The following is a 24690-nucleotide window of genomic DNA, read 5'->3' on the forward strand; positions in this document are numbered from 1 at the left end:
CCGTCATGACCGATTTATTGCAGTGGCGATATCTGCTGCAATGGCCTTACAAAATATACTCAACTGCAACCGCTGCGAGAGCGCCAAGCACAACAACGGCCATTCGCTTTGCGTCGAACCGGTGCTCCGGACTTCCCTCAAATACTATGGTAGTAGATATGTGAAGAAAGTTTCCACTTACAATCGCGTACAAGTACACCAGACCCGTTGCCGACAATATCTCTGAATTAACCAGATACGTACTCAGCAACAAGCCTGCCGGAGCTGCAAAAGCAAATACCAGCAAATGCGGCAATGCCTTTATGCGCGAATGCAACTGGTGTGCCAATACGGTCATCAACGCGAACGCTGCCGGCGCGCGATGAAGCGCGATACCGAGCAATACTGCATTCACGTTGTAGAATGGATTCATACGAAACGGTTTGGCAAGCATAGCACCCTCCAGGAACGCATGAACACACAGAGCAAAGAGTAAGACGAGCGCTGATAATGCGCGGTTCGCCTGGTGATGATGCACATGTGTATGATGGTGATGGTTGTGATCGTGGTGATGACTATGGGAATGCATGTGCCCATGCTCCACACCGGCCGTGAAATATTCGAGGAACTGCTGGAGGAAGAAGCCGGTAAGGACAGCGAGGCCAATAAACTCTGTCCCAACATCTGATTTATACAGATCGGGAAGAATATGAATAATTGTGATTGCAAAAAGATAGGATCCGGCGAATCCCAATAGCAGGCGAAAATTTGTGTCCCTGCTTTTCGGCAATACATAGATCAACGCTCCTGACAACAACGGCGTAAGAAACAGTACCAGTAGTTTAGTAATCATCATTCATAAGTTATGCCTTTTCAATTCCAGGCGGCACATGAAATCGTCCTGACTTTGATTGCGAGGCGGCAAAGTTATCATTTTCGAATAAATGCAACATTGTTGTATCTGCAATTCAGGACAAAGTTGTTCCTTTTTCCTATTTTTCGGCATGCGCGAAGACTATCTGAAGGGTGACAATGAAGGCATGGGCTCAAGTGAGAAGGAGCTTGAGAAAGCGCTGCGTCCTTTATCGTTTGATGATTTCACCGGACAACACAAGGTAGTCGAGAACATCAAAGTGTTTGTTAGTGCTGCAAAACAGCGGGGCGAGGCGCTCGATCACGTGCTGTTGCATGGACCTCCCGGCCTCGGGAAAACAACCTTGTCGCACATCATCGCCAATGAACTGGCGTCGAACATCAAGATCACATCAGGGCCGGTACTTGATAAGCCCAGCGACCTCGCCGGACTTCTTACCAATCTTGAACCTCATGACATCCTTTTTATTGATGAAATCCATCGGCTAAACCCTGTTGTGGAAGAATATCTGTATTCAGCCATGGAGGATTTCCGTATCGACATCATGCTGGATTCAGGTCCGAACGCCAGGTCGGTACAGATCGGACTTAACCCGTTTACCCTTATCGGAGCCACTACACGCGCTGGTTTATTGACCGCTCCTCTTCGGGCACGATTCGGTATCAATTCCCGTCTTGAATACTATGATGCGGACCTGCTAACGCGCATCGTCCAAAGGTCAGCCGGAATCATCAATACACCGATTGACCCTGACGCCGCTTACGAGATCGCACGCCGTAGTCGTGGTACACCACGGATCGCGAACAATCTGTTGAGAAGAACGAGAGACTTTGCTCAGATAAAGGGTGATGGAACTATCACCATGGCTATCGCTCAATTCGCCCTGAAAGCACTCGACGTTGATCAGGATGGCCTTGATGACATGGACAACCGGATCCTGCTGACTATTATTGAAAAGTTTAAAGGCGGTCCTGTCGGTATTACAACAATAGCTACCGCTGTTGGAGAAGAGGCTGAAACGATTGAAGAAGTATATGAACCCTTTCTGATTCAGGAAGGCTATCTCAAGAGGACTTCAAGGGGACGTGAAGCTGCAGCACGCGCATATAAACACCTCAAGATGGTACCGCCTGCATCAAAGGCAACGGGCCTCTTTGATCAGTAAGTCAATTCCCAGCTGCCCTTATCTCGGCCGCATACATGGGTAACGAGAAATAGAATGTGGTCCCCTCTCCTTCCCTGGTTTCAAACCAGATTTTGCCTCCGTTCTTCTCGACGAATTCTTTACAAAGAAGGAGACCCAATCCTGTACCCTTTTCTCTTTGGGTGCCATCAGTACTGACAGTGGCAAGGGTAAAGATCTTGTCGATGCTTCTTTTTGGGATACCGACACCAGAATCGGCGACCGACACGACGATTTTGCTATTTAAACTATAAGCGCTAACGGTTATAACGCCCTGGCTGCGCGTAAACTTAGTGGCGTTTGTCAGAAGATTGCGAAGGACCGACCGAACCATATTTATATCTGCATATGCCTCAAGGGACCCACTCAGATTATTCACAAGGCTCACGTTCTTTTGCTTGCACTCTGGCTCGAGCAGTCTCACTACCTCTGCGACAACGTGGACAAGTTCGAGGCACCCAGGTTCAAAGCTCTCGCCATGCATCTGAAGTTTGGCCCACTGCAGCAGGTTGTCGATAAACTCGGTTGTTTGTGCGAGCCTTGCATCTAACTCAGTGGCTATTTGCCGAAACTCCGCTTCACTGATGGCGCCGGATTTTGCCAGACTGAGCGTTAGATGCAGGGAGCTTAAAGGGCCCTTGATGTCGTGTGATACAACTGAAAACAGTTTGTCCTTCACATTGTTCACTTCCTCCAGCTGTTGATTTTGCTGCTGAATCTCATTCGTTCGAAGCTTTACTTCCTTCTCCAGCCGTTCGTTCTCCTCCTGGTTGCGCTTCAGCTCAAGTTCTTTGGCGAGTCGGTTTTCCTTTTCAAGCGTGGCCCATCTGTCGCCGAGTGCAAAAGATATGAAGAGCGTCTGCAACACGCAGCCAATCATTACTGAAGCATAGTTCATGCTCAACTCGCCAGACATCATCCCCAGATTACTCAAAGTAAAAGTTGCTGCTCCGAGAAACGGGGCTATCCAGGCCATGAGGTAATAGCGCGCAGGTTTGTATTGCTTCATAAGGCAATAAGCTGCGGATATACAGGCAAGGAGGCAGTGGCTCAGAATGAAGATGTGGTGATACTTGTAGGATATGCGATGCATGAATATCAGCATCATCAGCATGGCGATCACATCCATAAACATGTTGGCCAGCAGCAGCCTGTCAAGAATACGGTTGAATCGTGCGAGGTCAAGAAATGTCCGCGTGAGCAGCGTGGAAGATATTATGAAGAAGGGGCCTGTCAGGATGGCGAAGTACTCGTTCAGCTCGGGATGGTTCGGATGAAAGTATAGAAAATTATATCCCTGGAAGAACGACATCGTATTTGTCATCGCTATCAATGTAAATACATAGAACAGCGTAATGCGGTCGCGCACGGAGAGAAAAAGGAACAGCTGATACAATGTCATCAGCAACATTGCTCCGTAGAACAAGCCGTTCAGCCACTGTATATGAGAGGATACGCGCGAGAATTCTTCTTTGGTCCAGAACACGATGGGGACCTGAACCGACGAGGTTGTGTGTACCCGCAAGTAGATGGTTCTTTGTTCACCCTGTTGGAAGCTGAAGCCAAAAACCGGATGACGATGCAGTTCATCGCGGATCTCTATCGGAAACGTGTCGCCGGAGATCTTGTGTGTCCAGGCTCCTGTTTCGTCCTGAATGAAGAAATCTACTCTGTCCAGGGGCGAGAAATTGATCTCCATCAGCCACTGGGGAACAGATGATGCATTGGAGATTTGCATCCGAAACCAGTAAGGCGTACGGTCAAAGCCAAAGTTTGCCAGTGATTCAGGATCAACCGGATGCATAGGCGCAGATGCCACGTTATCGATCGTGTAAGCATCCGCTTCATCGCGAATGTACATGATAGCGCCGCCGGCAGCGATCCGACCATCGTCACTCAGGGTCAACGTTTGTGCGCTGATGCAGCAAACTTTGAAGATTAAACCGATGACCCAGAGTGCCCTTTGCATGTTCTAATGTATTCTTTAACTCCTGAGGGAGCGCGCAAATTCCTTAGCGAAGTACGTCAGAATGACGTCGGCACCGGCCCTCTTTATGCTGAGCAGTGACTCCTTCATTACGCGATCACCATCAAGCCAGCCCTTCAGGGCAGCTGCTTTGATCATCGAATATTCTCCGCTTACGTTATATGCCGCGATAGGAAGATGGCTATTATCCCTTAACAGACGAATGATATCCAGATATGCCATGGCAGGCTTGACCATCAGGAAATCTGCTCCCTCCTGTTCATCAAGTGCCGCTTCGATGAGAGCCTCACGGCGGTTGGCAGGATTCATCTGATAGGTCTTCTTATCACCAAATTTGGGCGCAGAGTCAAGCGCATCCCTGAAAGGATTGTAAAAGCCACTGGCATATTTGGCGGTATAGCTCATGATGGAGACCTCGGAGAATCCATTTTGATCCAGCAACTCACGGATATAGCCGACCCGGCCATCCATCATGTCGGAGGGTCCGAGAATATCGATTCCAGTATCGGCCTGCGCGAGCGCCATTCTTCCGAGGATCTCTAATGTGTCGTCGTTAACGATCTTACCATCGCGCACCAGGCCATCGTGGCCATCTGAGCTATAAGGGTCCATGGCTACATCCGTCATTATCGTTGCCTCAGGAAACTGTTTCTTTATTTCTCTGAGCGTACGGAGGTAGAAAAACTCTGAATCATAGCTGCGCGTCGCGTGCTTGTCCTTCCACTGATCTTCAACGGCTGGAAAGACGTCGAAGACCCGTATACCAAGCTTGAGACATTCTTCAATCTCTTTCAACATTAAATCGACAGACAGTCGAAAAATTCCGGGCATCGAACCGACTTCGGTCTGCTTCTTAACACCGTCGATCAGGAACAGGGGAAAGATCAGGTCATCTGTGGTTACCCGCGTCTCCTCCACCATCGCTCTGATTCCTTCACTCTTCCTGTTTCTCCGAGGTCTTTTCGTGATATCGAATGCCATATATAACTGTTTGAAAAGCCCGAAGTTAACGCTTCCCGCAAAGCAAAAAAATAATGAACTTACGGATTGACATCTGCTGCCATGCTGGACATTCGGAATTCTGCATATGCTTGTGCTTCGTATATCGTCTTAATGATTTTGGTCTGCGGATGTAACCCAAAGGATAGCCGCAATTCTCCTGTTGCGCTTGAACTCGATCGCTATTTCAGCCAGCAATTTCCCGCGGAGGAACCGGGCGGGGCTGTTCTTCTGATCAATGGCGACTCCGTGATTTTCTCCAAAGGATACGGACTGGCGAACATGGAAACGAAAGAACCCGTCACAACCAATACGCTATTCAACCTGGGGTCTATCAGCAAGACATTTGTTGCCAGCTCCATTCTCATGCTTCACGATCAGGGTAAACTTTCATTGGAAGACAGTCTGTTTCGGTACTTCCCCACCTTTAAAAACAAGTCAATTGCCCAAAAGGTCAAGATCAAGCACCTGCTTACCCACACTTCCGGACTGCCCGACATTCGCAACGTAGAAGCCGACACGGTATTTTATCTCACTGCCAAAGACCAGGAAAACTGGGCCCCAATCCAGCAGGCAGACTCCCTTTTGTTCGAGCCCGGCTCGGAGTTTCAATATTCCAATCCGGCATTTAACGGACTGGCGCTCATAGTGGAACAGGTGGGCGGCGTGAAATGGCAGAAGTTTGTTAACGACAATATATTCAGGCCTTCAGCCATGGAATCGAGCACGATAACGGATGGCGATCACCCAAAAGACAGGGTCAGTCATGGCTATGTTAAGAACCACGGCAAGTGGATTGAGGACGATTATGGTGAAGAGCCTACTTTCCCTGCTGCCGGCAATGGAGGTGTCTGGAGTTCGGTAGAAGAACTGGCAAAGTATGAAAAGGCTCTTCAAACGGGTGCCTTCCTGTCAGTTGAACGGGTAGAAGACGCCCGTACGCCCAAAAAATTTCGCAACTGGAAGGGCATACGCCGCTTCTCAGCAAACTGGTCATGGTTTACGCCACAGGTTTATGACGGTGTGATGCAGCCCTTCATAGGCTGGTCGTGGTTTGTCGGGACGACTGCCGACGGCAGCAAGATTGTAGGACATACGGGAACGCAGGGTGGCTTCATTGCCAACTATGTCTCGATACCGCAGAAGAAAGTGCTGATCGTAATACTATGCAATTCACCACGGGATGTCTATGCGTTCACGGACAAAATCCTGGGTGCTCTGGATATCGACCACTAGTCTTCCTCCTCAGACTGATAGCGATCAACAATGTCCTGACTTATTACCCGATAAAGCTCCGCTGCGGGCTCATCGTCCTGTAGCAATTGCATATGACGGTCGAGCGTTTCAAAGTCACCACGGCGGGCCGGGCCGGTCTGTGCATTCTCTGGTCCCACCTGCAAACTTTTGGAGATCATTGTGGAGATCAATGGTTTCAGCCAATCATAACTCAGGCTATTCTCCTTCATAATCTCCTGTGCCATGTACAGCATGTGATTGGTAAAGTTGGAAGCAAACACGGCAGCAAGATGCAATGCCAGCCGCTCGGGTGACGTAATCTTCACAACGTTGTCGCTGAGCGCATGGGCTATATCCATCAGCACCTCTGCAGTTTCCGGATTTGCACCTTCAACGAAGAAGGGTACTTCGTTTAAATCAACCTCAACATTCCGGGTAAATGTCTGGAGTGGATATAATACACCTATCCGTGTCGTTGCTGCATATCGCAACACTTCCAGCGGCTGACTTCCGGACGTATGAACCAACACACATCCCTCGGGTAATACAATCTCACGAACAATGTCCTGTAAGGCATCGTCGGTCACAGCCAGGATGAAGATACCGCATGAGCTGGTTGAAAAGTCAAGGCTGGCTTTTACTTCAGCTTCATATAATCGTTCGACAAGCAATTCCGCGTGCGCCGGGTTCCGGCTGTATACTTCCCTGACAGCATATTCTGTATTATCTAACGCAGGGGCTAAGTGCCATGCAAGATTTCCCGATCCAATGAATGCTACGTACGTTGACTTCATTCTTTCTTTCTCATTTAAGGGATGCGCCAACCCGCGCTTCTCGTATTATTCAATATCATTCCGACAATGAGCAATTCAACTCAGGTGCGACCGTAGTGTCTCAATTATCTGCGCTGCCGAAAGTAAAATTCCAAAGATAACATAAACCAAACAGCAGCCCACGGGCTAATGACCTTTGCGCGAAAATACGAAGCGGTCTTTACCCGCAAGGTCCTTAACTAGTTCGACGTGCTGAAGTCCGGCATTTGCCATCAACGCGGCAACTTCGTTACCAAATCGTTCATTGATCTCAACGGCGAGCAGGCCGCCTTCGATAAGGCTTCTTACACCATGAGTGGCAATTGCTTCGTAAAAGAGCAATGGATTGTTGTCCGGAACAAATAAGGCGAGATGTGGTTCATGTTCCAAAACGTTTCGCTGCATTGACAGCTTTTCCCTGTCTGCAATGTAAGGTGGATTACTTACCAGGATGGCCACGTCGTGAACAGGCAGAGCATCCGTCAGAATGTTGTTTTGGACGAGGTTAACGTTCGCCTGAAGTGATGCGCCGTTGCGTCTGGCAACTGCAAGGGCTTCTTTGCTGATATCGGTGCCCCAGCATCGCATATTGGGAAGTTCGATAGCAAGAGTTATAGCGATGCATCCGCTTCCTGTTGCAACATCGACAATATTCTGATCACGAACATCCCGACCGACGTGATCGAGTATGAGGCCTACCAACTCCTCCGTTTCAGGTCTTGGAATAAGGACCGCAGGATCAACATAAAACTTTCGTCCAAAGAAATGAGCCTCGTGAAGGACATACTGCAAGGGCTCATGAAGATTGATACGCTTTACTGCTTCATGAAGCTTTGCCTCCAGCCTGGCAGGCACGGTCTTGCCGGACAGAAGATCGGCCGGCGACAGCTCACAAATGGACTCCATGAGATAAGTGGCAATCGCGCGCTTTTCCGGGTCACTCTCCTCCAGGCTGATCTCGTCGACCAATTCCAGTAAGAGCGATTTGGAATTCTTCATAGCTTGTGAATATTTGCGACCGCGGTTGCGAGCGTTTAAGCCACAGTGGGGTGGAATAGAAGCGCCTGAAATATACGGCCAAAGCCGTCTGCAATTATAAGCAATGGAAAAGCACGATCACGGTAAGGATGTTTTTTTTATGCGCAGGGCACTGGAGCTAGCAGACCGCGGTCGTGGCACAGTGAGCCCAAATCCATTGGTGGGCTGCGTGATCGTACACGATGGAAATGTAATCGGCGAAGGGTGGCATCAGCAATATGGCGGTCCACATGCGGAAGTACATGCTGTGCAAAGCGTGAATGATCAGCAACTATTGAGGAGCAGCACGGTGTACGTAACGCTTGAGCCATGCGCACATTTTGGCAAGACACCACCTTGCGCGGATATGCTGGTCCGGGCAGGAGTTCAGCGGGTTGTTATTTCCAATGTTGATCCCAATCCGCTGGTTGCAGGCAAAGGGATCGAAAAACTTATGAACGCTGGCATCGACGTTTCGGTTGGTGCGTTGCAGCGTGAGGGCCTTGATATGAATCGCCGCTTCTTCACAATGATTCAAAAAGGACGGCCATACATCATTCTCAAGTGGGCCCAGACTGCCGACGGCTTTATGGCACGGGAGAATTTTGATTCGAAGTGGATAAGCAACGTTTATTCGAGGCAGGTCACCCATAAATGGCGAACTGAAGAAGATGCTATTCTCGTTGGCACGAACACCGCCTTGCGCGACAATCCCAAACTCACTACACGAGACTGGACGGGAAGGAATCCGACGCGCATTGTAATCGACAAAAATCTAAGCTTGCCCCGGAATCTCAATTTATTTGATGGAAGCGCGCCCACGATTTGCTATAACCTTCTAACCAACGAAGATCGTCCTCATGAATCCTGCGTAAAAGTCGACGGTAAGGATTTTACAATGAGTATGCTTGCCGACCTTCAGAACCGGAAAATACAATCCATCATAGTCGAGGGAGGCCCCAGAACGCTCGAAGACTTTGTTGCACGCGGCCTTTGGGATGAGGTCCGGATGTTCGTAGCCCCGAAAAGGTTCGGTAAAGGACTGCCTGCTCCGCGACCTGCGGGAACCTCAACTGAGACCGACATCAACGGCGACCGGCTGATCACAATTCGTCAATAGGAAATTCAGTTGCTGCACATCGCATTGGCAGTACTTTGGCTATTGAATCGCATCGGCAGTACTTTGCCTGTATAGTAACCTGAAATGAAGGCCTGTTGCCAATCTCTCATTCAATCAGTCCAGCAGCGCGAAACTGTCTTTTGCCTTTTTGTGTTCTGTCTATTATATCGCATCATTGCGTACGATATTTCACTTGATAAGTAATCAAATGGCTGAAGAACTGATCATTGCATCCAATGCCGACAAGAAATCCAGGTATGAAACGCTGATCCCGCAGATAAAAGCGCTGACCGAAGATGAACCGGATCTGGTCGCTAACCTGGCCAATGTGTGTGCCGCATTGAAACAGACGTTTGATTTCTTCTGGGTAGGATTTTATCTGGTTAAAGGTGATCAGCTTGTGCTAGGCCCCTTTCAGGGTCCTCTTGCGTGCACCCGCATTGATTTTGGCAAAGGCGTATGCGGAACTACTTGGAAGGAAGGCAAGACTATTATTGTTCCTGATGTTGAGCAGTTTCCCGGGCACATTGCCTGCAGCAGCGCTTCAAAATCTGAAATCGTGATACCCGCCTTTGTAGACGGAAAAGTGTTTCTTGTGCTGGACGTTGACAGCGACAAGCTCAATGATTTTGATGATGACGATGCACAAGGCCTGGAGCAGATTATCCATTGCATTGAAGTCGTTGCCGGATCCAAAATGGCAAGGGCCTGATTGCAGGATATGGATGCGAACGATCATCCCCGCGTGCATTTGTACCGCGAACGCCTTGAGAGATTCTCGGCCGAGCTTGCAACTGTAAAAAGGAAAATAAACAATGTATCGAATCTGCGTATAGCTATCGCGATAGCATTTGTGTTGCTCTTCTATCGAGCGCTATACAATCCTTACCTTTTCCTGGCATTGCCTGTACTTGCAGTTGCGTTTGTAGTTCTTGTGCTTATTCATAGCAGACTCTTCATACAAAAAGTACATCTGGAAAATCTAACCCAGATTAACAAGAGTGAGATTGATTCGACTGCCGGCAAACGCGATTCACTTCACAATGGCAGCGAATTCATAGACCCGCACCATTCGTTTACTCACGATCTCGACATATTTGGCGCCGGTTCCCTCTATCAACTCATCAACCGGTGCAATACTTTTGACGGACGTGCGTCGCTCGCGAAACTGTTCAGCCAGCCTCTGGCTTCAAAAGAAGAGATCACAACGGCACAGCTGGCGGTCAAAGAACTTGCGCCTGAGATTAACCTGAGGCAAAACCTGGGCGCATCGGGTCTCGAAATAAACGAGCTTCCCTCCGACCGGCAACAGCTTCTCGCCTGGCTCAACATACAACCAATTGCCTATGGCAATTCCAGCGTGGCGTTGATGCTTTGGGTATTACCTGTTATTACGATCCTCTCGTGTATCCTCTATTTCTTTGACCTCATTCCACAAATTATCCCAGTTGCTTTTGTACTTATTCAATGGGGTATCTGGGGACGCTACAGCAAAAAGATCAATCTATTTCACGACTACATCAGCCGCAAAAAGGAGATCCTTGAAAAATATGCACAGATGCTGGCGGTTATCAGAAATGAAAATGTATTGTCCTCCACCGACAATGGCAGCGGTATTTCTTCACCGGCCGCATCGATGAATCACAAGGGATTTGAAAGTGCATTGTTGAAAGAACTTGTTGTTCAGGCTACTGATGCCGGCTCGAGAGTAAATGCGCTTGTTTCGCTCGTAGGTCAATTGAATGCGCGTCTCAACTTTCTTACGGCAATATTTGTCAACAGTCTGTTTCTTTATGACCTCCGTTGTGTATACCGGCTTGAAAAATGGAAGGCCGACAACGCCTTAAAGTTGCCACAATGGCTCGACGCCATATCACGCGCTGAAGTCTTAAGCAGCCTTGCCAACTTTGCTTACAATCATCCTCACTGTCAGTTTCCAATAATCCAGGACGAACAGGAAATCAACGCAGACGAATTAGGTCATCCGCTGCTAAACCCGTCGGAATGTGTTACTAACTCTGTTACGATAGGTCCTGCGCCGACTGTGCTGGTGATCACGGGCGCAAACATGGCGGGTAAGAGCACGTTCCTTCGGTCGCTTGGAGTCAATTTTGTACTGGCTTTGACTGGGGCACCGGTGTATGCAAAGGCCTTCAAATGCCCGGTCGTACCGTTGCGTTCAGGAATGCGTACAGCCGACTCGTTGAAGGACCACGAATCATACTTTTATGCAGAACTGAACAGGCTTAAGTCAATCATGGACGAGCTGCGCGAAAACAAACCGCTATTCATTCTGCTTGATGAGATACTGAAAGGAACAAACTCCAACGACAAGCAGAAAGGTTCAATAGCCCTGGTTCGGCAACTGATGGAGCATCCATGTCTGGGTGTTATTGCCACCCACGACCTTGCACTTGGAATGCTGGAGAACGAGTACCCATCTTCTGTTAAAAATCATTGTTTCGAAGCATCGATCGAAAATGACCAGCTGTCATTCGACTACAAGCTGAAATCGGGAGTCGCGAAGAATATGAATGCGACGTTCCTGATGAAGAAGATGGGGATCCTGAGAAATTAAGAATTAAGAGTTAAGAATTAAGAATTATTACCTGGCGGCTCGGCCGCGGGGAGTCTGCTTGTTTCCTCGCTCTCACTCTGTTCCTCACACTCCAGATTTAATTGCAGTGTGCAAGAGTGGGGAACAGTGCGAGAGTGAGGAACAGTGCGAGAGTGAGGATAAACCGAGGAATTAAGAATATTCTTAATTCTTAATTTCCGCACTGGTGAGCTCCACCAGCTTCCCCACCGCATAATCTATCTCTTCTTTCGTATTGAACTTGCTGAACGAGAACCGGACCGCGCCACGCTTTGAACCCGGATACAAAGTTCCCAGCACGTGAGAGCCTGTAACGGCACCGCTGGAGCACGCACTGCCTCCGGATACGGAGATACCCTGCAGATCAAGATTGAACAGGATCATATCGTTGTCGTCTGACTCCGGCAGGCAAACGTTAAGAACTGTATACAGACTCCGCTCGGGATGAGCTGAGTCACCATGGAAGTCCACACCCGGAATTTGCTCACGCAATCTTTCAATCATGTATTGCTTGAGGCCGCTAACCAGACGTATATGTTCGTCCATATCGCGATAGGCAATCTCGAGCGCCTTTGCCAGGCCAATAATACCATAAACGTTTTCCGTACCACCGCGCATGCTCCGCTCCTGACCCCCTCCATGAATGAAGGGGCGCAGTTTTTTGTCCTTCCTGATGAACATGAAGCCCACACCTTTAGGTCCGTGAAATTTATGGGCAGCAGCAGCCAGGCCATGCACTCTGATCTTTGAAAGATCGTGGCGATAGTGTCCGATCGTCTGGACTGTATCTGAATGAAAATAGGCGCCATGCGCATTCGCCATGTCTGCTACTTTCTGAATATCCAACAAATTGCCAATCTCGTTGTTGGCATGCATGAGAGAAACCAGCGCGTTACTATGCTTGCTTAACAAGGTTTCGAGGTGTGCATAGTCAACGTGTCCCTTGTCGTCGAGGTTTACATTGACTAATTGTATTTTGTTCTGAGCAGCAATTCGGTGCAACGTCTGCTCCACAGCATGATGCTCAATCGGCGACGAGATAACAGTCTTGATTCCGTACGTCTCTATGGCACCATTGAGGATGGTGTTGTCAGCCTCCGTTCCTCCTGAGGTAAATATGATCTCTCCCGCAGTGCAATGGAGCAGATCGGCCATTTTCTTTCGCGCTGATTCAATAGCGGAACGAACTTTTCTGCCATGTGAGTGTGTGGAGGAAGGATTCCCATAGTCCTCCAGCATGAATGGCTTCATGGCCTCAAATACTTCCAGATCCAGTGGCGTTGTTGCCGCATTATCAAAATAAACCCGCATACCTTTCCCCTTAGCTAAACCGCCTTCTCTGTGATGATCTCCTTAATGTCTGCAATTATCTTCTTCGCCAGCGCTTCAGCCTTTACCTCAAGATCCGCTTCAGCATAAATTCTGATGATCGGCTCTGTATTTGACTTGCGCAGATGCACCCATTCAGTCTCGAATTCGATCTTGACTCCATCAGCTGTATTGATGGGCTGCTTCTTATATTTCTTTTTCACCTGATCAAGTACCGAGTCCACATCAATGGTTGGAGTGAGCTCGATCTTGTTCTTTGATATGATGTAGTTCGGATACTTCGCCCGCAGTCTTGACGCCTGAAGACCTGTCTTCGCGAGCTGGGTAAGGAACAAGGCAATGCCAACTAACGCATCACGACCATAATGAAGCTCCGGATAGATCACACCTCCGTTGCCCTCACCACCGATGATGGCATCGTTTTCCTTCATTGCCTCCACCACATTCACTTCGCCTACGGGCGCTGCGAAGTATTTGCCGCCTGCCTTTTCAGTTATATCCCTTAGTGCGCGTGTAGACGACAGGTTAGATACCGTGTTGCCCTTCTTCTTTGCACTGGCATTCAATACATAATCCGCGACTGCTACCAATGTATACTCTTCGCCGAACGGAGTTCCGTCTTCAGATATGAACGCCAGGCGGTCGACATCGGGATCCACAACAATACCCAGGTCGTACTTGCCCTTGGTCAACTCCCGGCAGATATCCGTGAGGTGCTCTGGAAGAGGTTCCGGATTGTGAGGAAAGTGACCCGTAGGAGTACAATACAGTTCCTTCACTTTCACTCCCAAACGCTTAAGCAATGCAGGTACGGCAATGCCGCCCGTGGAGTTCACTGCATCAACGACCACGCTGAAGCCTTTTGCTTTTATTGCTTCGGCGTCTACCAGTGATAACTTCAGGATTTCATCAATATGTTTTTGAATGTAGGTATCATTCTTCTGATAGGTGCCCAGCTTTGCGACCTGCGCGAACTCAAAAGATTCCTTTTCAGCAATCTTCAGCATTTCCTCGCCGTCTTTGGCGGAGATAAACTCTCCCTTTTCGTTGAGCAGTTTCAGTGCATTCCACTGCACCGGATTGTGACTGGCTGTAATGATGATGCCGCCGGCCGCCTTTTCTATTGGCACCGCCATTTCGACAGTTGGTGTAGTCGACAAACCCAGATCGATCACATCGATTCCCAGCCCCTGTAGCGTTGAGCACACCAGGGTGTTAACCATGTCGCCTGAGGGCCGGGCGTCGCGTCCTATTACAATTTTAGTAGACCCGGATTTCTTCCTGATCCAGGTGCCGTAGGCGGCTGCAAACTTAACGACATCGACTGGTGTGAGGTTCTCTCCCGTTTTGCCACCAATCGTACCGCGTATTCCGGAGATAGATTTAATTAACGTCACAGCTGCTGGGTTTTCAAAATGAGGTCAAAATTAGGAATAATAATCGCCGTCAGCAAAAGACAACACGGCGTAAACAGGCCACGAAAAAAATATTCTATTCCATAAATCCCGGCTTATGATTGGCGATGTTTGCAATGACGCATAACCGGTACTTTATGAAACGACCACCTGTCACGCATGATTCAGATCGCCAGTCCAAACTCGAGGCGTTTGATAGACTTTTAACGATCATGGATGAGCTGCGCGAGAACTGTCCGTGGGACAAGAAACAAACGATGGAAACGCTTCGGCACCTGACTATTGAGGAGACCTACGAGTTGTCGGATTCCATCCTTGACGGCGATCTCAGCGAAGTAAAAAAAGAGCTGGGCGATCTTATGCTGCACATGGTGTTTTACGCACGTATCGCCTCTGAAACAAAGGCCTTCAACATCGCTGATGTACTTAATTCCATTTGTGAAAAACTGATCGAACGACATCCTCATATATATGGCGATGTAGAGGCAAACGATGAAGCGGCGGTGAAGTCAAACTGGGAGAAGATAAAACTCAAATCCGGCAATAAATCAGTTCTCGAAGGTGTACCCCGCACATTACCAGCGTTGGTAAAAGCCATTCGAATTCAGGATAAGGCTCGTGGCGTGGGCTTTGACTGGGAGAAAAAGGAGCAGGTATGGGAGAAAGTGGAGGAAGAAATGCAGGAGTTCAAGGCCGAGTTCAACGCCACCTCAGCCGAAGCTATCAACCGTGAAAAGGCAACTGAAGAGTTTGGAGACCTGCTGTTTTCACTGGTGAACTACGCCCGTTTCATTCAGATTGATCCTGAAGAGGCGCTGGAACGCACGAACAAGAAATTCATCAAACGGTTCCAGTACCTGGAGACTGCTTCGGCGAAGGAAGGTAAAAAGATGGGCGAGATGACACTCGCTGAAATGGATGTCTACTGGGAGGAAGCCAAGAAGATTCGCTGACGTTTTCGAATATCCCACGATCGACATCTGTAGCGGACACGACCGTCGCTTAAACACGCGGGGAGAGCTTCTGGTTGTAATGTTTTCTGTATTCTATCGATTCCGACGAAAGACTATCGGTTCGGTCTGGATTCACTCCAACTTTCATTGGACACACTAAGGTCCAAAAAGCCGCCATTCGCTGCTGATTTGTTCAACATTGTGTGTAGAAGCCCCATAATCAGGGGTATGTGCCCATCAGGCAGGTCTGATTCGGTTACTTTTTTCTATTAAACCTTGCATGCATGTTCTGACTTCTGAAAAGTGACCTTGTAAACGCGCTTATATCAGTCATTTTTGTGGTCTCGAAGATTTGGCGGGTATGGATAGTGCACAGACGATTCGGAATATCATTATTGGCAAAAGCCGGCGTATCGAATCGTATGTGGAATATAAACGCGCAATGGTGTCTGGCAAAATTGCGCTGCTGTACATCATGTTATGTCTCGGCTACATCGCCTATGACCTGCCAACGGGAAACCTCTCACAGGTTCCTGTACTCGGCGCGACCATCCTGTTGCTGGTGCTTTCCATTTGCTATCACCGTTACGGCGATCACAATGCGGCGCATTACTGCATGCTTACAACAGTTAACATAACGCTGTACCTCATAGCCTCAAGTGAATCGGTACACTCGTCGGCTATGATATTCTTCCTTGTTAATCCCATTGCAGCGTTCGCCTTACTCAGTTATCAGCAGCGTCTTCAGGCAATGCTCTTTGCTGTATTTACTTATACGCTTTTCGTTCTCTCATTCTTTGTGGATTACAGTATTCTTCCGGAACGTCACTATGACGAAGAAACACTGGTCTACTTTGTGATCCTTAATTTCTCTGCAGCATTGCCCGCTGCAATTCTATCTGTTAATCTGCTAGTCGCGTTAAACCGTTACAGCGCGCTGAAGCTGGTAGAGAACACCGACCTTTTGATGAAGACAAATGCTGAACTGGACAGGTTCGTGTATTCTACATCGCATGACCTTCGGGCACCACTGTCGTCGGTCATGGGTCTTATCAATATCACCGAGAAAAGCCGCGAGCCCGAAGAAGTGATCCGATATCTCGGCATGATGCGCGACCGCGTGATATCGCTGGACCGATTCATCCGCGACATCACAGATTATTCGCGTAACAATCGCCTTGAGGTGAAGCGGGAAAAGGTATTCCTTCGATGCCTGGTAAATGATATATGGGAAGGTCTTAAGTTTTCTGCTGACGCTGAGACCATTGATTTCAGAAATGAAATCCCCGAGCAGTTATTCATTCATGTTGACCGGGGTCGGCTTCAGGTTGTGCTGGGCAATCTCATCTCTAATGCTGTTCGCTATCATGACAGCGAGAAGGGCCAACCGTTCATCCTTGTTGAGCATTACATTACAGGAAATGTCATCTGTCTGAAGGTCGCCGACAACGGTCAGGGCATATCAAAGGAATTTCACACCAAGGTCTTTGACATGTTCTTCCGTGCCAACGAGAAGTCGAAGGGTTCAGGGCTCGGCCTTTATATCGTGAAGGAAGCCATCATGAAGTTATCCGGATCAATTCAGCTCGACTCCGAGCCGAGGGAGGGCACAACGTTTACGGTGCGGCTGCCGATATAGTGCGTCACAAGAATTAAGAATTAAGAGTTAAGAATTAAGAATTAGCTGTCACGACCTGCGGTCGTGGCGTGAACTAGTCATATGTACAGCACTACCTATTGTCGTATTGGCAATCATAATTCTGGCTCGGCCACAGGCAATACCAGCTATTCCTAAGCCTGGCACGACCGCCAGGTCGTGGCGGCTAATTCATAATTCTTAATTCTTAATTCTTAATTCCCGAATACTATCTTTGCCGGTCTATGGCTAATTCGGAAGATAATCTTTTCAAGAACGTGATCTCCCACGCAAAGGAGTATGGCTTCATTTTCCCCTCCAGCGAAATCTATGATGGACTCAGTGCTGTTTACGACTATGGTCAGAATGGCGCTGAATTAAAGAATAACATCAAAGAATACTGGTGGAAATTCATGACGCTGCTTCACGACAACATTGTCGGCATTGACGCGGCGATCTTCATGCATCCCACTACCTGGAAAGCTTCCGGCCACGTCGACGCGTTCAGTGATCCCATGCTCGACAACAAAGACTCCAAAAAGCGATACCGTGCTGATGTACTTATTGAAGATGCCATCGCTAAAATGGAAGAAAAGATTGAAAAGGAAGTGGAAAAGGCAGCCAAGCGATTTGGCGACGCTTTCGATCGGGAGAAGTTCATTTCCACTAATCCCCGTACAGTTGAATATCAGAAGAAGATCGACGATACGAATGCTCGTCTGAAGTCCGCAATGGGCTCAGCTGACATGGCTGCGATGAAGCAGATCATTATTGATCTTGATGTTGCTGACCCTATTTCAGGAACAAAGAACTGGACAGACGTTCGCCAGTTCAACCTTATGTTCTCCACAGAAATGGGTTCAGTTGCCGATGATGCGAACAAGATTTACCTGCGACCAGAAACGGCACAGGGTATCTTTGTGAATTTTTTGAATGTACAGAAGACCGGTCGTATGAAGATTCCTTTTGGTATCGCTCAGATCGGAAAGGCATTTCGCAACGAGATTGTAGCGCGCCAGTTTATATTCAGGATGCGTGAGTTCGAGCAGATGGAGATGCAATTCTTCCTCAAGCCAGGAGAAGAAATGAAGTGGTATGAGTTCTGGAAAGAGAAAAGGATGCGCTGGCATCAGGCACTGGGTCTCGGTGCTGAAAACTATCGTTTCCATGATCACCTTAACCTGGCTCACTACGCGAATGCGGCCTGCGATATTCAGTTCAACTTCCCTATCGGATTCAAGGAGCTGGAAGGCATTCACTCACGCACCGACTTTGACCTTAAGAACCACGAGAAGTATTCAGGTAAGAAGCTGCAATATTTCGATAGTGAAGAAAACCGCAGCTACATTCCTTACGTCGTTGAGACCTCTGTTGGTCTTGATCGCATGTTCCTCTCCGTACTTTCAAAAAGCTACACGGAAGAAAAGCTTGAAGACGGAACAGAGCGGGTGGTGTTAAGAATACCAGCACCTCTGGCGCCTCACAAAGTCGCCATCCTTCCACTTATGAAGAAGGATGGATTGCCTGAACGCGCCGAAGCCATCATGAATGAGCTCAAGTTTGATCTGAACTGTTTCTATGAGGAAAAGGATGCGATTGGTAAGCGCTATCGCAGGCAGGATGCTATCGGAACACCTTATTGCATAACTGTAGATCATCAGACATTAACGGACGACACCGTTACTATCCGTGATCGTGACACCATGAAGCAGGAGCGCGTTAAGATTGCCGATGTGAAAGCGCAATTAGTTGACGCATGCTCCATCAACAACCTGCTGAGGAAAATATAGTGAGTCGTACATTAACAATGCCCTGGAGCGACCTGCTAAGCAGTGCGCGTCCCGGTCAGCGCATCGATAATACCGGGGCGCCATCACGAAGTGCATTCGAACAGGATTACGATCGGATCATATTTTCACAACCCTTTCGCCGGTTGCAGGACAAGACGCAGGTGCATCCGCTTCCGGAGCATGACTTCGTGCACACCCGACTGACGCATAGCCTGGAGGTTTCGAGTGTGGGAAGGTCGCTAGGCAAGCGCGTAGGTGAAGTAGTTCTGCAGCGCCATGCAGCTCTTGCTGAACGCTATTCACTCTTTGATTTCGGCGCCATCGTAGCTGCCGGATCGCTGGCCCATGACGTTGGCAATCCACCGTTCGGGCATGCGGGTGAAACGGCGATATCTGATTTCTTCGTTCACCATCCCAATGGGCAGATCTTTCGTGATGAGGTAAGCGATGCCGAGTGGCAGGACCTCGTCCGCTTCGAGGGAAACGCACAAGGATTCAGAATACTAACCAAGAACCAGTACGGACTAAAGTGCACGTTCGCGACACTTGGTGCTTTTACCAAGTATCCGGTAGCGGCCAATTTTGGTCCACGCGATACCGGACGACGAAGCCAGAAGAAGTTCGGATACTATCAAACTGAGGCGGATGCCTTCAAAGAAGTTGCCACCACGACAGGCATGCTTTCATTGCCCAACGGTGCCTATGTACGCCATCCGCTGGCATTTCTCGTTGAGGCTGCCGATGACATCTGTTACAGCATTATTGACCTTGAAGATGGTTGTAATCTTGGTCTGGTATCGTACAACGAAGCGCGGTCGTTGTTTGAATCAGTGATTACCTCGGCGAAGAACAAGCTTGGAAAGCTTGATCAACTAACCAATCCCGCCGAGCGCATTGGATTCTTACGCGCGCTGGCCATAGGCGACCTCATGTCGGAATGTTCCAGCCTGTTCCTTGACAACGAGGAGGCTATACTAAACGGGACTTTCGATCAGGCCCTCGCCGATCATTGTCCTTCCAAAGGAGCACTTAAGCAGATCATCAAAGTATCCATAGACAATATCTACCGCGCAAGACAGGTTGTTGAGATTGAAGCAGCCGGCCATGAAGTTTTACCAGGATTACTCAATGAATTTACTCAAGCCGGTCATCATCTTTTATTGAAAAAAAAATCTGGTAAGTACAACAATCTTCAACACCTCATACCCCCCGATCTCCGGGGGGATATAACTCATCCTTCTGCAACCACATATACAATGCTTCGTGCTGTTCTTGATTTCGTATCGGGACTCACTGATCGGCATGCTTTAAGCCTTTACCGCAAAATCAAGGGGATTAGCCTCTGAAAAAGTTTAACCCGGGTAAGTACTGCACCACATTCGCAAGCTTATATCATTGATCCACCTCAATACATAGAGGAAGTATTACTGAATAGTGAGCCTGCCGTCGATGGGCACGCATTAAAGCATAGCGATACCGTTAAGCGATGGATGATTTGGGAGCAGTGAAAAAAAAACTACTTTGAAGCTGGCGGTATTTGGGCCATATATGCTTCGCACCAATTTCCTTTATTTAGTAGTAATTCTAATTGGCGGACTTCTGCTGGCCGACATATTCCTTACTCATTACAACAACAAAACTTTAAAGCAGAGTCGCGAGACAAGATCGGAGATCGCAAAAGTGCGGCGATATTACGACCAGGTCGGGAAGGTCATAATCCATTCTCTCGACATCGGATTGCGGGGATATGCGATCGTGAGAGAAGAGCGTTTTTCAAAGCCAATGGAAAACGCATTTGTATGGCGCGACAGCATTTATCAAAGTCTGGATGTTGCACTGGAAAAGCTGCACTTCCAATCCCCTTCGTATGGCTTGCTCAAGGATTCTGTTGATTCTTACACCGACTTCTGTTTCAAGCTAAAAGGAATGTTATCGCGTGGCGACACGGCACAGTTCCGTCGTAACTTCGCTAATGATCGCGGTGCTACTCTTTGGACACAATACCTGGCTCTTGAAACGGAAATAGACATCTACCTCGACGGCACGGATCAGCACGCTGTGGGTCAAATGGAAAAGGCCATGCTCCGAAATCAGATACTGCAGGTGCTCCTTTTCCTGATTTGCTTTCCTACGCTGCTATATACGGTTTACCATACCATGAAAACCAGCAGTATACTGGAGTTGCTGAGAATGGCGGAAGAGGACAAGAACAAGATTCTTTCAGAACAAAATCAGGTGCTGGAACGAAATGTTGCCGAGCGCACTCAGGAGATATTAGCGCAAAACGAAGAGATCCTTTCACAGACAGAGGAACTTGCCACGCAACGCGACGCACTCTTTCTTCAAAACAAAGAAGTGCAGCGGGCGCACACACTCATCGAAAAACAAAATCTCGAAATCCAATCCAGGAACAAGACCCTGCAGCAGGAAGTTGAACGGCAAACACAGGAGCTGCGAAACACCAACCAGGAACTTATTCTCCATAACAACTCACTTGAGCAGTTTGCTTTCATTGCTGCTCATAACCTTCGCGCACCGCTTGCCCGTATCCTTGGGTTGGCAAATCTTATCAACCTCAGTCATGATTTGAAGGACCGGGAGAATGCGCTCGAAAAGATCGTAACATCAACTCATGATCTGGATGGTGTTGTTCGGGACCTCAGTAGTATTCTCGACATCAAAAAGCATCACGGGAAGTTTTCAGTCGTACCACTGGCCCAGGCGTTGGAGCGGATTCTGAAGACCCTTGAGAATGAAATCGAGAAGAGCCAGGCTACCATCGAGATCGACCTAACTCAAACGCCTACCGTATATGCCGTGGCACCATATGTTGAGAGCATTCTTTACAACCTGTTGAGCAATGCCATCAAGTACCGGGACCTGGAGCGACCATCCATTGTTTCTGTCACCGGGCGGTGCATGAATGACCAGCTACTGATCACCGTTACTGACAACGGTCTGGGTATAGACCTGACAAGACACAAGGAGGCAGTTTTCAACTTATACAAGAGGTTCCACACTCACGTCGAAGGAAAAGGTCTGGGGCTGTTTCTGGTCCGGGCGCAGATGGTCGCGATGGGCGGCTGGGTTGAGATAGAAAGCGAGCCGGGGAAGGGGACGGTGTTCAGGCTCTGGTTCAAAAACAATTAAGAATTAAGAATTAAGAATTAAGAGTTAAGAATTAGCCGCCGGCCTGTGGCCGATTGACGGGCACGACCGTCTCGGTCGTGACGTAGTCGGCGATAGCCGGCGGCTAATTCTTAACTCTTAATTCTTAATTCTTAATTCTTAGATTTGGGCATGTGGAATAGACTAGCCGAATGGATCATCCGAAACCGCATGCCTTTGAGCGTGGTGATCGGGTTGATAACGATTGTGATGGGGTATTATGCGTCGAAGGTGGAGATGAGCTATGAGTTCGCAAGGACTGTTCCGCCCAACGATCCCGACATGATCTACCACGAGCAATTCAAGGCTCAGTTCGGGGAAGATGCCAACCTGATCGCCGTAGGTTTGAAGGACAGCGCCGTCTACAAACTGGACAATTTCATAGCCCTTCGCGAGCTCAGCGACGGCATCAAAAAGATATCCGGCGTTACACAGGTATTGTCGCTTCCGATGCTGAAGATGATCAGCAAAGACACTGTGAAGGCCTCCTTCTACCTGGCCGACGTCTTCAATGACACTATCAGCTCACAGGTCGAACTCGACAGCATGCTGCACATCGCGCGTGATCAGAAGATCTATGCCGATCAGCTTATCAATACTAAGAACGGTGCTACCATGATGCTGGTATCCGTTAAGAAAGAAGTGATGAACTCGGCGCTCCGGGTTGCTATGGCCAATTCGCTGATGGCCGAGGGTAAGAAGTTTGAAGACAAGACCCACATCCAGCTGCATTACGCCGGACTGCCCTTTATCCGTACCGTTGTGGCAGTGGCACTAAAGCGCGAGATGAACATCTTTCTCATTGCATCGGCACTTGTAACCGGCGTTATCATGTTCGCCTTCTTCCGTTCATTCCGCGCTGTGCTGTTTTCGATGATCATTATCGGAATCCTGGTGGTATGGGTACTGGGCACGCTGCAACTGTTCGGATACAAGATCACGTTGCTCAGTGGTTTGATCCCTCCGGTGATCGTCACGATTGGCGTGACTAACGCCATCTATCTGCTTAACAAGTATCACCTCGAGTACATACGTACGAAGGATAAGACAATGGCCATCCTCATTGTGGTACGCAAGATGGGACTGGCAATGTTCCTCACCAACCTGACCGTTGCTATTGGCTTTCTCACCCTGCTGGCTACCGACATCACCATACTTCGTGAGTTCGGGATCGTAGCAGGCATTAACATTCTGGCGCTGTTCTTTGTCTGTCTGGTGATGATCCCCAGTGTCCTTTACTGGCTACCCGTTCCATCGTCCAAGCACCTGCGTCACCTTGACTTTAAAATGATGGGTTCTTTCCTGAAGTCAGTTGACATCATGGTGCACAGGCAGCGCACGTGGATCTATGCCGGATCGTTGTTGCTAGCGGTGATCTCAGCCATCGGAATATCCAAGCTTGTTTCTGTTTCCTATATGGTCGATGATGTTCCCGAATCGAGTCAGGTGAAGAAAGATCTTAAGTTCTTCGAAGCGAACTTCAGCGGCTTCCTTCCGCTTGAAGTGATGATACAATTTCATACGAAGAAAAAGCGACCGATCCTGGATGTAAAGAACCTTGCCAAAGTTGAAGAGTTCGAAGACTTTCTGGACTCCATACCGCATATGTCGAGGCCGTTGTCAGTGTTGAGCTTTATCAAAGCGTCGAAGCAGGCATTTTACAATGGAAATCCCGAGAGATACTCTATGCCCTCTCGTCAGGAAGGCGCCTTCATATTGAAGTACATGAAAGGGCAAACCGACAATAGCGGGCTGTTCAAATCATTTGTTGATTCTACGTTTTCGAAGATGCGTGTTTCATGTCAGATTGCTGACATCGGTTCTAACCGGCTCGACTCGCTGGTTCATATTGCCATTGAGCCACGAATGAAAGCAATCTTTGCCACTGAAGGCCGCGACTCCATATCAACAGCGATCACCGGCTCAACGAAGATCTTTATAAAGGGAAACAAGTTCCTTGTCGCCAACCTGCAGGAGAGTCTGCTGCTCGCGTTTATTCTTATCACGCTGTCGATGGCTATTCTATTTGCCAACGTGCGCATGATCATTATTTCCCTTATTCCAAATCTGCTGGCGCTGATGATAACGGCCGGGCTGATGGGATTCTTTCATATTCCGCTTAAGGCAAGTACAGCGCTGATCTTCAGCATAACGTTCGGTATATCCGTCGATAACTCGATACGCTTTCTTGCCAAGTATCGCCAGGAGATACTTTCGAACAACTTCTTCATACCTCGCGCGGTGAGCGACAGCATTCTGGAAACAGGCAAGAGTATCATGTATACATCGGTGGTGTTGTTTGCCGGGTTCAGCATCTTCGCGTTTTCTTCTTTTGGAGGAACGTTCGCATTGGGGCTGCTTACATCGATCACGCTGGTGATTTCCATGTTCACGAACCTCATCCTTCTGCCTGCGCTGATTATGACTTTCGACCGTCCGAAGCGCAACAAGGGCGAACGGCTGATCATCGATGACTTCGACTCGACGTTCTATGGCGAGAACGAGGATGAGGAGATTGATCTTAGCAAGATCAGAATTCACAACAGGCATCCGTCGGCGGAGTGAGTGGTGTCGAGAGTTCATCAGAATCCCCAAA

At 48.5% G+C, this 24690-nt stretch carries 18 protein-coding genes; 11 read left to right on the forward strand and 7 right to left on the reverse strand.

Annotated elements, in window-relative coordinates; genetic code table 11:
- Positions 1–46 precede the first annotated feature (46 nt).
- Positions 47–835, reverse strand: coding sequence for a ZIP family metal transporter (locus tag WBG78_RS12965; RefSeq protein ID WP_337326849.1), 789 nt, complete (start codon positions 833–835; stop codon positions 47–49).
- Between the two features lie 148 nt (positions 836–983).
- Between WBG78_RS12965 and ruvB the strand changes: the two genes are divergently transcribed.
- Positions 984–2018: a Holliday junction branch migration DNA helicase RuvB gene (gene ruvB, locus WBG78_RS12970; RefSeq protein ID WP_337326850.1), complete on the forward strand. Its 1035-nt coding sequence runs from the start codon at positions 984–986 to the stop codon at positions 2016–2018.
- Position 2019: 1 nt separating this feature from the next.
- On the opposite strand, the gene WBG78_RS12975 is transcribed toward ruvB, so the two are convergent.
- Together WBG78_RS12975 and hemB are read right to left on the reverse strand one after the other, a co-directional pair.
- Positions 2020–4005 carry a sensor histidine kinase gene (locus tag WBG78_RS12975; protein ID WP_337326851.1) on the reverse strand — a complete coding sequence of 662 codons (1986 nt, stop codon included), beginning with the start codon at positions 4003–4005 and terminating at the stop codon, positions 2020–2022.
- Between the two features lie 15 nt (positions 4006–4020).
- Positions 4021–4992 carry a porphobilinogen synthase gene (hemB, locus tag WBG78_RS12980; RefSeq protein WP_337327159.1) on the reverse strand — a complete coding sequence of 324 codons (972 nt, stop codon included), beginning with the start codon at positions 4990–4992 and terminating at the stop codon, positions 4021–4023.
- A gap of 144 nt (positions 4993–5136) precedes the next feature.
- Here hemB and WBG78_RS12985 point away from each other — a divergent pair, with 144 nt between their 5' ends.
- Positions 5137–6258 carry a serine hydrolase domain-containing protein gene (locus tag WBG78_RS12985; RefSeq protein WP_337326852.1) on the forward strand — a complete coding sequence of 374 codons (1122 nt, stop codon included), beginning with the start codon at positions 5137–5139 and terminating at the stop codon, positions 6256–6258.
- On the opposite strand, the gene WBG78_RS12990 is transcribed toward WBG78_RS12985, so the two are convergent.
- A complete protein-coding gene (locus WBG78_RS12990) occupies positions 6255–7052 on the reverse strand; it encodes a Rossmann-like and DUF2520 domain-containing protein (RefSeq protein ID WP_337326853.1) in 798 nt (265 codons plus the stop codon). The two genes, WBG78_RS12985 and WBG78_RS12990, sit on opposite strands and share 4 nt — an antisense overlap.
- Positions 7053–7217: 165 nt before the next feature.
- On the reverse strand, positions 7218–8069 hold the full coding sequence (gene prmC, locus WBG78_RS12995; protein ID WP_337326854.1) for a peptide chain release factor N(5)-glutamine methyltransferase: 852 nt from the start codon (positions 8067–8069) through the stop codon (positions 7218–7220).
- 103 nt (positions 8070–8172) lie between these two features.
- On the opposite strand from prmC, the gene ribD reads away from it, so the two are divergent.
- From ribD to WBG78_RS13010, 3 genes are all read left to right on the forward strand, one after another.
- Entirely contained in the window at positions 8173–9207 is a 1035-nt protein-coding gene (ribD, locus tag WBG78_RS13000; RefSeq protein WP_337326855.1) for a bifunctional diaminohydroxyphosphoribosylaminopyrimidine deaminase/5-amino-6-(5-phosphoribosylamino)uracil reductase RibD, read from the forward strand.
- A 208-nt stretch (positions 9208–9415) separates the two neighbouring features.
- Entirely contained in the window at positions 9416–9919 is a 504-nt protein-coding gene (locus tag WBG78_RS13005) for a GAF domain-containing protein (protein ID WP_337326856.1), read from the forward strand.
- Between the two features lie 9 nt (positions 9920–9928).
- Positions 9929–11785 (forward strand): MutS-related protein, encoded by a 1857-nt coding sequence (locus WBG78_RS13010; RefSeq protein WP_337326857.1) that lies wholly within the window; start codon positions 9929–9931, stop codon positions 11783–11785.
- Between the two features lie 183 nt (positions 11786–11968).
- On the opposite strand, the gene WBG78_RS13015 is transcribed toward WBG78_RS13010, so the two are convergent.
- Both WBG78_RS13015 and glmM read right to left on the reverse strand, forming a co-directional pair.
- On the reverse strand, positions 11969–13114 hold the full coding sequence (locus WBG78_RS13015; protein WP_337326858.1) for a cysteine desulfurase family protein: 1146 nt from the start codon (positions 13112–13114) through the stop codon (positions 11969–11971).
- Positions 13115–13128: 14 nt separating this feature from the next.
- A complete protein-coding gene (gene glmM, locus WBG78_RS13020) occupies positions 13129–14529 on the reverse strand; it encodes a phosphoglucosamine mutase (protein WP_337326859.1) in 1401 nt (466 codons plus the stop codon).
- A gap of 155 nt (positions 14530–14684) precedes the next feature.
- Between glmM and mazG the strand changes: the two genes are divergently transcribed.
- The 6 genes from mazG (at position 14685) to WBG78_RS13050 (ending at position 24659) form a co-directional block, all read left to right on the forward strand.
- Complete coding sequence (gene mazG / locus WBG78_RS13025) at positions 14685–15500, forward strand: nucleoside triphosphate pyrophosphohydrolase (RefSeq protein WP_337326860.1); 816 nt, start codon at positions 14685–14687, stop codon at positions 15498–15500.
- Positions 15501–15861: 361 nt separating this feature from the next.
- Positions 15862–17139: a sensor histidine kinase gene (locus WBG78_RS13030; protein ID WP_337326861.1), complete on the forward strand. Its 1278-nt coding sequence runs from the start codon at positions 15862–15864 to the stop codon at positions 17137–17139.
- A 242-nt stretch (positions 17140–17381) separates the two neighbouring features.
- Positions 17382–18926 carry a glycine--tRNA ligase gene (locus tag WBG78_RS13035; protein ID WP_337326862.1) on the forward strand — a complete coding sequence of 515 codons (1545 nt, stop codon included), beginning with the start codon at positions 17382–17384 and terminating at the stop codon, positions 18924–18926.
- Positions 18893–20272, forward strand: coding sequence for a dGTP triphosphohydrolase (dgt, locus tag WBG78_RS13040; protein ID WP_337326863.1), 1380 nt, complete (start codon positions 18893–18895; stop codon positions 20270–20272). The genes WBG78_RS13035 and dgt overlap by 34 nt, the downstream gene beginning before the upstream one ends.
- A 175-nt stretch (positions 20273–20447) precedes the next feature.
- Positions 20448–22076: a sensor histidine kinase gene (locus tag WBG78_RS13045; RefSeq protein WP_337326864.1), complete on the forward strand. Its 1629-nt coding sequence runs from the start codon at positions 20448–20450 to the stop codon at positions 22074–22076.
- A 150-nt stretch (positions 22077–22226) separates the two neighbouring features.
- On the forward strand, positions 22227–24659 hold the full coding sequence (locus WBG78_RS13050) for an efflux RND transporter permease subunit (protein WP_337326865.1): 2433 nt from the start codon (positions 22227–22229) through the stop codon (positions 24657–24659).
- Positions 24660–24690 lie beyond the last annotated feature (31 nt).

It is taken from the genome of Chryseolinea sp. T2 (genome assembly GCF_037203685.1).
Lineage (GTDB): Bacteria > Bacteroidota > Bacteroidia > Cytophagales > Cyclobacteriaceae > Chryseolinea.